This window comes from Sulfurimonas sp., from assembly GCF_047622445.1.
Taxonomy (GTDB): Bacteria; Campylobacterota; Campylobacteria; order Campylobacterales; family Sulfurimonadaceae; genus Sulfurimonas.
The window spans coordinates 20,351-27,586 of record NZ_JBLHOE010000043.1; the positions used below are offsets into that span (position 1 = coordinate 20,351).

The 7,236-nt window shown below is 31.2% G+C and carries 5 protein-coding genes; 3 read left to right on the forward strand and 2 right to left on the reverse strand.

Features of this window, described 5'->3' with window-relative positions; genetic code table 11:
* Both ACI9TV_RS10345 and ACI9TV_RS10350 read right to left on the reverse strand, forming a co-directional pair.
* Positions 1-1,875 (reverse strand): VWA domain-containing protein, encoded by a 1,875-nt coding sequence (locus tag ACI9TV_RS10345; RefSeq protein WP_415250716.1) that lies wholly within the window; start codon positions 1,873-1,875, stop codon positions 1-3.
* Entirely contained in the window at positions 1,875-2,801 is a 927-nt protein-coding gene (locus ACI9TV_RS10350; RefSeq protein ID WP_415250717.1) for a VWA domain-containing protein, read from the reverse strand. The genes ACI9TV_RS10345 and ACI9TV_RS10350 overlap by 1 nt, the downstream gene beginning before the upstream one ends.
* 314 nt (positions 2,802-3,115) lie before the next feature.
* Here ACI9TV_RS10350 and ACI9TV_RS10355 point away from each other — a divergent pair, with 314 nt between their 5' ends.
* From ACI9TV_RS10355 to ACI9TV_RS10365, 3 genes are all read left to right on the forward strand, one after another.
* The gene (locus ACI9TV_RS10355) at positions 3,116-5,092 is read left to right on the forward strand and encodes a thioredoxin domain-containing protein (protein WP_415250718.1); all 1,977 of its coding nucleotides are present in this window, start codon (positions 3,116-3,118) and stop codon (positions 5,090-5,092) included.
* 145 nt (positions 5,093-5,237) lie between these two features.
* On the forward strand, positions 5,238-6,284 hold the full coding sequence (locus ACI9TV_RS10360) for a diguanylate cyclase (protein ID WP_415250719.1): 1,047 nt from the start codon (positions 5,238-5,240) through the stop codon (positions 6,282-6,284).
* A gap of 26 nt (positions 6,285-6,310) precedes the next feature.
* The coding region (locus tag ACI9TV_RS10365; RefSeq protein WP_415250720.1) for a PAS domain S-box protein at positions 6,311-7,236 on the forward strand (926 nt) is incomplete at its 3' end.

The window sequence follows — 7,236 nt, forward strand, 5'->3', positions numbered from 1 at the left end:
TCACCAAGGTTTATCATTCCTTTGATTATTTTTAGCTCTTTGTTCGTTTAACCTATAAAGATAAGTATTTTGTTTTGAATCCAATTTATCAAACCATTTTTCTTTTTCAACAGTACTCATAAACTGGCCTTTTGAAGTAATTTTAGCTTCAGCACTTTTATTTGTAACTTCAGCTTTGTCTTTGTTTTTTAATTCTTTGGCTTGTTTATGAATATCTGGGGAGCTATTGTTATTTTGTGAACCTTTACGATTACTTTCATCTTCATCTTTTTGAGCTTCACCGTTGTCAGTTTTTTTCTTATTGTTAGGCTTTAAGGTATCGTCAGATTTTGTAGTTTTTGAGTTGTCTTTATTAGCAGAATTCTTGTTTTTATTTTTATTGTTTGTATCATCGGCTTCTTCTGTACCTGAATCAGCCTCATCACCCTTATGCTGTGAATATTTTTTTTCTTCCTCTTTTTTTTCTGTTTCCTTTTGCTCTTTTAATGCCTTTAGAATAGCTTCTAGATTTTCTCTGGTATCCTCATCTTCTTTAATTTTTAATGATGATTCATAATGTTTGATTGCTCGCTCTAGAGTATTTTTTGTACCTAATTGTACAAGGGCATTTCCCATATTGGAAAGTTTGTCAGCTCGTAAACCTGGGTCTTCCGTTCTTGCAAAAGAGTAGGCACTTAAAGCTTTTAAGTATCTTTTCTCTTTATAATAAGCATTCCCAGCATTATAGTACGCTTCACCATTGTTTGTCTGTTTTGCATACTCTTCATAGATATCTGCGGAAGAGTTGAAGTCATTAGCATCATAAGAGCTTCTAGCGTCACCTAGTTTCATAAAGTCAAGCATACTTGCATGAGATGGTGTACTAGTAAATAATAAGCTAAATAATACAAATACTGATATAGGTACAGAATGCTTGACCCTTTTAGTTATAGAGCCAAAAGCAATAAGTAAGAGTGACATCGCGGCAATAATTGGGTAGTAAAATAGGGCTATATACATTTGGACTTCTTTACTTATTAGCTCTATACGTTGGGAGTGTTCTAGTATTTGGGTATACATAGATTTAATATCACTAGATGAGGTGGTATTTTGAATATAAACACCACCTGTTTGTGTAGCTAATTCAGAAATAGAACTATTGAGTTTTGATACTATTGGGATATTTGCGTACTTTATGAGGGAACCATCTTCATCATTTATCGTAATGCCATCTTGGGTTCCCATGCCAAGTACAAAAACAATAATGCCTTTTTCTTTTGCATACTTTATTTCAATTGTAAAGTCTTCTTTCTCCCCGCCATCACTTAAAATGAGTAGATATTTTTCATCAGCATTTGTATGTGTTGAAGCTACAGTTTCTAGCATAGTTAAAATGTCAGTACCTTTTTGAGATATGCTAGATGCATCTAACTTTGAGAGTAAAAAAGAAACTGTTTTTGCATCAAAACTAATGGGAGAGACAAGATAACTATTTTTTGCAAAAGCAATAACTCCCACTCTTTCTTGTGTAGCTTTCTTAATCAGCTCAAGCGCTTTTTTCTTCGCTGAATCGAGTCTATTTGGATATACATCTTGCGCTAACATAGAATCTGAAATATCCAAGGCTATAAGTATGTCAGCACTTGTTGATCTTACTTTTACTTTTTCATTTTTTAACACAGGCTCAGCCAATGCTAAAATAAGCAGTACACCCACTAAAAAAAACAAAATATTTCTTGTTCGTAGAGTAAGTACATTGGTATTTACTTTTAGTTTAGCTAACATTTCTTTTGAAAAATAGTGTTGATGTGATTCTTTTTTTATCAGAAGCAATATAAAGGAGATAAGTAAAAGAGGTAGCATATAGTATAAAAATTCAGGATGCAAAAATGTCATTAGTTATGCCCACCTTTATTTCTCAAAAATACATAAAATAAAAATGAGAAAAATGAGATTAAGAGTGGAAGTTTATAAAAATACCTTAGATAGTTGAATGTTTCATTTTCTATTTCTGATTTTTCTAACTCGTTGATTTTTGCATATACTTCAGCTAGCTCATTTGCATTGGCAGCTCCAAAAGATACTCCACCTGTTGCTTGTGCGATTTTGTGTAGCATCTCTTTATTGTATTCACCTTCATCACCTATACCTATGGGATAAATCTTGATATCAAATTCTTTTGCTAAATCTATAGCGGCACTAAAGGGAAATTCGCTGTCAGGAGTGTTATGCCCATCCGTCAGTAAAATAGCAATTTTTGTATTTGATTGGGATGTTTTGAGTAAGTTTACACTTTGTGCAAGAGATTCAAACAGTGCTGTGTATTTTCCAGCCATTCCAATGTAAAGATTTGAGACTATGTTTTTTAAAATACTAGTATCGTATGTAAGCGGTGAAGCAATAAAAGAATAGGCTCCAAAAACGATGATTCCCATATTGTCATTTTCTCTCGTTGCAATAAAGTCTGAGACAATATTTTTAACTACATCAAAACGGGTAAAATCCCTGTCCTTTTCATCAAAACCTTTTTCTTTCATAGATTCTGAAGCATCTAAGATAAGAACTATTTCATACCCAAGCTTTGGTTCTAGCTCATAAGGTTCATCTTTTATGGGAGACATAAGTGCAATAATCAGCATGATGATACCAAGCCATTTTAAAAATAGGAGTATCCTCGATGTATTTGCTGAGATCTGCATAAATTGTGCTGTATGCGGAAAGTATATAGTAGGTAATTTGATTTTACAAAAAATAGTACAAATGATAAATAATAAAATAGATAAAGCTGCAATAGGATACTCAAAATAAAGCCCATCAAACATTTATTATACCTTTGCATTTTTTATGAAATAGTACAGTATGATAACTTATAAAGTTCTAGTTTAAGTTTTCTAAGAAATACTTATTTTTTAATAGACTTGTTAGTCTTACAGTTTAACTACGTTATTACGCTCGATTTTAGCTTGATAAAGTGCTTTATCTACAAAAACAATTATCATATCATTATGACCCTTGTTCAAATACTCAGTACATAGTATATTTTAACCTATTATACAAATTACAGTGCTCCTTTGATATTAGAGTTGAGGTGTGAATAAATAATGTATTTAGTGTATACTACTTAAAAGGGTATATCATGAAATACTTACTTTTAACATTTTTATGTCTCGTATCTCTACATGCAAGTCAGTATACAAATGAGTTAAAATACTCTACTTCCCCATATCTACAACAACACGCTACAAATCCAGTTAATTGGTTACCTTGGGGTGAAGAAGCATTTAAAAAAGCAAAGCAAGAAAACAAGGCAGTATTTCTATCTATAGGATATTCTACATGTCATTGGTGTCACGTTATGGAAAAAGAGTCTTTTGAAAATGAAGAAATAGCGAAACTCTTTAATAAATATTTTATATGCGTTAAGGTTGATCGTGAAGAGATGCCACATCTTGATAGCTATTACCAAAGAGTGTATGAAAAGTTAAATGGCAGAATAGCTGGATGGCCAATTAGTGCATTTTTAACATATAATAAAAAACCATTTTACCTAGCTTCATATATTCCTCCAAGCAAGAGAAGTTATTATGAAGGACTAGATACTCTTCTTCCTAAAATATATGCAAAGTATAGTGATAATTTTAAACTTCTTCTAGAAGAGTCTGAGCAAATATTTTTAAAGATGAATACTCAAGATAAACTTTTGGAGTACAAAGATACAAATATATCTATAACTACACTTAAAGAATCTGTCTTAGACGCATACGATTCAATTTATAGTGGGTTTGGAAAGGGTAAGAAGCATCCCGAGGCTTCAAGGTTATCATTGATTATGGATTTAGCTGTATTAGATAATAATCAAGAGCTCAAAGATAAGAGTTATGAGATGTTGGACACCATGGCACTTCGTGGATTATATGATCATATCGGAGGTGGATTTTTTCGTTACGCAGTAGATGCAGCATGGGAAATTCCTCATTTTGAAAAGATGCTTTATAATCAAGCAGAATTAATCCCATTGTATGTCAGAGGGTATGCGCAAACTTCAAAGAAATTATATAAAGATGTTGTCTTAGAAACTATAGATATGTTAGATAGAAGGTTTTTGAAAAATGATTTATACTTTAGTGCAAGTGATGCAGATGTAAATGGAGTAGAAGGTGCATTTTTTACTTTCAAAGAAGAGGAAATAGAAAAAGCACTTGAAAATAATATTCATGTAAATGAGATAACAGAAGCTTTAGAGTTTACCATAAATGGTAATTTTGAGGGAGAAGTACATCTTAATTTTTATGAATCGACAAGACCAAAAGGATTCGAGGAATTTAAAGCTAAGTTACAAGATGTACGAAAGACTAAAGAGTTTCCTTTTATTGACAAGAAGATAAATACTGCTTGGAATGCTATGATGATTGAAGCCTTATATAGCGCATCAGCTCTTGATCCTATATATACTAAAAAAGCTGATATACATTTAAAAAAGTTAAAAAATTTAATGTTTAAAAAGGGAGAGTTATATCATCAAACATTAAGTGGTTTAAAAGCTACACAAAGTGGATTACTTGAAGATTATAGTTTTTTTATTGGAGCATTATTAAAAGGATATAGTGTTGACTTTAAAGAAGAAAAATTAGATTTTGCAGTGTATCTTTTAACCAAGGCAAAAGAGAAATTTTATCAAGAAGGGATTTGGTACCTTAGTGACGATACGCTAAAAATTAAAGCTGACTTGAGGGATAAATACTATACTTCACCATTAGGAAAAATGCTTCAAAATATTGTTTATTTGGCATCTTTAAAATCTTCATTTGAGTATAATAAATTAGCTAGAGATACATTAACCACTATTAACTATGAAATACAAATAAAACAAAGTAGTGTCCCAGCTTCAGCGAAAGCATTTTTAATGCAAAATATAGGGCTTATAACACTAAAAAGTAAAGTTCAAAACTTAGAGAAAAATAGAAAATATATTTTAAACACAAAGTATCCCTTTTTAGTACTGAAAAATGAGGATCATGCTATGTATTTAGCATGTACAATGAACTCTTGTTTTGGGATAGATAAAGAATATCAAAAGATTAAAATCATCATAGAAGAAGGGAACTGGAAATAGCAATAAAGTTATTGAGTACAGGAATTTATAAAAAGACTTTAGCCTATGCACTAAAAGCTCATTAAGAGTAGAAGATAGCACAAAAACTTCCTTATTCTTTTTATTTTGCTATGATATTTTATTGATATAAACAATGGATACTTTTATGAAAAATGATAAAGAAAATATTGCAATTACAGAGCAGCAGTTGAAAAACACTGTTAAAGTATTTGAAGTAAATGATAGTATTGTTAGTCAATGGCAAGAAATAGTTAATTCCCTTGCCAAAATCCTTGATGTTCCAGCAGCTTTAATTATGCGCTTAAACGAAGATCAGATAGAAGTATTTAGAACAAGTAAGAGTACGAATAACCCCTTTAAAGTCAAAGATAATATAGTGCTTATAGATTCAGGGATATATTGTGAAGCTGTAGTCAAAGAAGGTAAACCGCTATATGTTCCGGATGCTCTTCAAGATGAGAAATGGAAGAATAGTCCTGAAGTAGATTTAAATATGATTTCTTACTTCGGGTTTCCAATTAAGTATTCTGACGCTACCTTGTTTGGAACATTATGTGTTATGGATGATCATAAGCGTTCTTGGAATCTTGAGCAAGAGAAAATTCTTATCCAATTTAGAAATATGATCGAAAGTCATTTGGAACTTATAACTACTGTAGAACAAGTAAAAATTTTAAATAAATCTCTTGAGAATATGGCATATCATGATTACCTTACAAATATATACAATAGAAGATATTTTTTTGAAGTTGCAACAACAACGATAGCCCGTAGTAAAAGAGATAAAACCCCAGTGAGTATTGTTATGATAGATATTGATAACTTTAAAACTATTAATGATAACTACGGTCACGACAATGGAGATGAAGTAATTAAGTTTTTATGTAAAGAAGTTACAAGCCGGATTAGAGCGAGTGATATTTTTGCGAGATTTGGTGGAGAAGAATTTATTTTACTTCTACCAAATACAAGTAAAGATGATGCAGTAGTTATTTCACAAAAGATCAGAAGCACTATAGAGAAGACATCCGTTAATGACATAAAATTTACTGTTAGTTTTGGAGTCAGTCAAGTGGATTTTAAACATGATACTTTAGAAAATACAATTAAAAAAGCCGACAATGGACTTTATGAAGCAAAAAGTACTGGAAAGAATAGAGTCTGTGCAGGTTCACTAGCTTTTTTAAAGTAAAGACATCTAGTAAATATTGGATTTGAATGAAGAAAAACGAATTATATAATCAAATAAATATGCTAACTTCGGTGATCGATAGTACACCAGATTTGATTTTTTATAAAGATTATCTAAACTGTCATGGAAAATATATAAGTTGTAATAATGCTTTTAGTGAATTTGTTGGAAAAAATAAACATCAGATTATTAATCACACAGATATAGAGCTATTTGGTGAAGAGCTTGGTGCATTTTTTCGTCTAAAAGATGCAGAGATGATGCACCGGGGTGAAACAGTTCTTAATGAGGAGTGGGTTAGTTACCCTGATGGAACTCGAGTTTTACTTAGCACATCAAAAACTCCATACATAGGTGAAGATGGATTAATTATAGGAGTTGTTGGTGTAAGTCGTAATATTACTCAAAATTATGAATCTAACAAAGAAACACAAGTGAATAATAGTGAGCTTAGTAAAAGTAAAAAGAGACTTGAAGAAGTCTTTGAAGCTTCTGGTGAAGGGATTTGGGATTGGAACATTCATACAAACCAAGTCGAACACAATAATACATGGTATGAAATTCTTGGACTAAATAAAGATAAAGATTTTATTAAAGACTTTACTACCTTGATTCATCCAGAAGATAAAGAAAATGTTCTTAAAAAAATCAACGACACTATAAAAGGGAATTCGAAAAACTATAATTCCGAACATAGATTATTTCAAAAAAATGGTGAAGTTGTTTGGGTTATTGACAAAGGGAGAATAGTTGAGCGTAATGATGAGGGAATGCCATTACGAATGGCAGGTAGCTTTAGTGTCATAACTGATCGTAAAAAAGTCGAAGCAGAGTTAGTAGAACACCATCAATACTTACAATCAATTATAGATGGTGTAAATGATTCAATAATGGTTATAAGAGAAGATTACACAATAGAGATTATGGACAAGGCCTTTGAAAAATCTTTGAA